2 rRNA genes (1 of these 2 running past the window's edge) are annotated in these 1,430 nt (G+C 56.6%); both read right to left on the bottom strand.

The window, feature by feature from the left end:
* Window positions 1-2: 2 nt before the first annotated feature.
* Window positions 3-119, bottom strand: a 5S ribosomal RNA gene (gene rrf, locus ACIBSV_RS50505).
* Window positions 120-246: 127 nt separating this feature from the next.
* Window positions 247-1,430: ribosomal RNA gene (locus tag ACIBSV_RS50500) — 23S ribosomal RNA — on the bottom strand; it runs 1,812 nt beyond the window's last position.

The following is a 1,430-nucleotide window of genomic DNA, read 5'->3' as shown; positions in this document are numbered from 1 at the left end:
GATTCCGGCGGCGTCCTACTCTCCCACACCCCTTCGAGTGCAGTACCATCGGCGCTGGAGAGCTTAGCTTCCGGGTTCGGAATGAGACCGGGCGTTTCCTCTCCGCCAAGACCACCGGAAAACCATCGAACCCGACAATCACGGGTCGTTCGGTGAACCAGAAATCACATGCGGTGATTCAATTATCAAACGGGTTCCCCGAAACCGATTGCGGTTCGGGAACCACACAGTGGACGCGTAGCAACTGAGGACAAGTCCTCGGCCTATTAGTACCGGTCAGCTCCACCCCTTACAGGGCTTCCACACCCGGCCTATCAACCCGATCGTCTCTCGGGGGCCTTACCCAACCGAAGTTGGTGGGAGTCCTCATCTCGAAGCAAGCTTCCCGCTTAGATGCTTTCAGCGGTTATCCCTCCCGAACGTAGCCAACCAGCCATGCCCTTGGCAGAACAACTGGCACACCAGAGGTTCGTCCGTCCCGGTCCTCTCGTACTAGGGACAGCCCTTCTCAAGACTCCTACGCGCACAGCGGATAGGGACCGAACTGTCTCACGACGTTCTAAACCCAGCTCGCGTACCGCTTTAATGGGCGAACAGCCCAACCCTTGGGACCTACTCCAGCCCCAGGATGCGACGAGCCGACATCGAGGTGCCAAACCATCCCGTCGATATGGACTCTTGGGGAAGATCAGCCTGTTATCCCCGGGGTACCTTTTATCCGTTGAGCGACGGCGCTTCCACAAGCCACCGCCGGATCACTAGTCCCTGCTTTCGCACCTGCTCGACCTGTCGGTCTCACAGTCAAGCTCCCTTGTGCACTTACACTCGACACCTGATTGCCAACCAGGATGAGGGAACCTTTGGGCGCCTCCGTTACCCTTTAGGAGGCAACCGCCCCAGTTAAACTACCCATCAGACACTGTCCCTGATCCGGATCACGGACCCAGGTTAGACATCCAGCACGACCAGAGTGGTATTTCAACGACGACTCCACGAACACTGGCGTGTCCGCTTCACAGTCTCCCACCTATCCTACACAAGCCGAACCGAACACCAATATCAAACTATAGTAAAGGTCCCGGGGTCTTTCCGTCCTGCTGCGCGAAACGAGCATCTTTACTCGTAGTGCAATTTCACCGGGCCTGTGGTTGAGACAGTCGAGAAGTCGTTACGCCATTCGTGCAGGTCGGAACTTACCCGACAAGGAATTTCGCTACCTTAGGATGGTTATAGTTACCACCGCCGTTTACTGGCGCTTAAGTTCTCAGCTTCGCCCCGAAGAGCTAACCGGTCCCCTTAACGTTCCAGCACCGGGCAGGCGTCAGTCCGTATACATCGTCTTACGACTTCGCACGGACCTGTGTTTTTAGTAAACAGTCGCTTCTCGCTGGTCTCTGCGGCCACCACCAGCTCGGAGAGCAAGTCTCCTC

Origin of the sequence: Embleya sp. NPDC050154 (genome assembly GCF_044460165.1) — a bacterium.
Classification (GTDB): Bacteria; Actinomycetota; Actinomycetes; order Streptomycetales; family Streptomycetaceae; genus Embleya.
The sequence above is the reverse complement of the archived record's forward strand: the minus strand, read 5'-3'. Positions and strand labels throughout refer to the sequence as shown.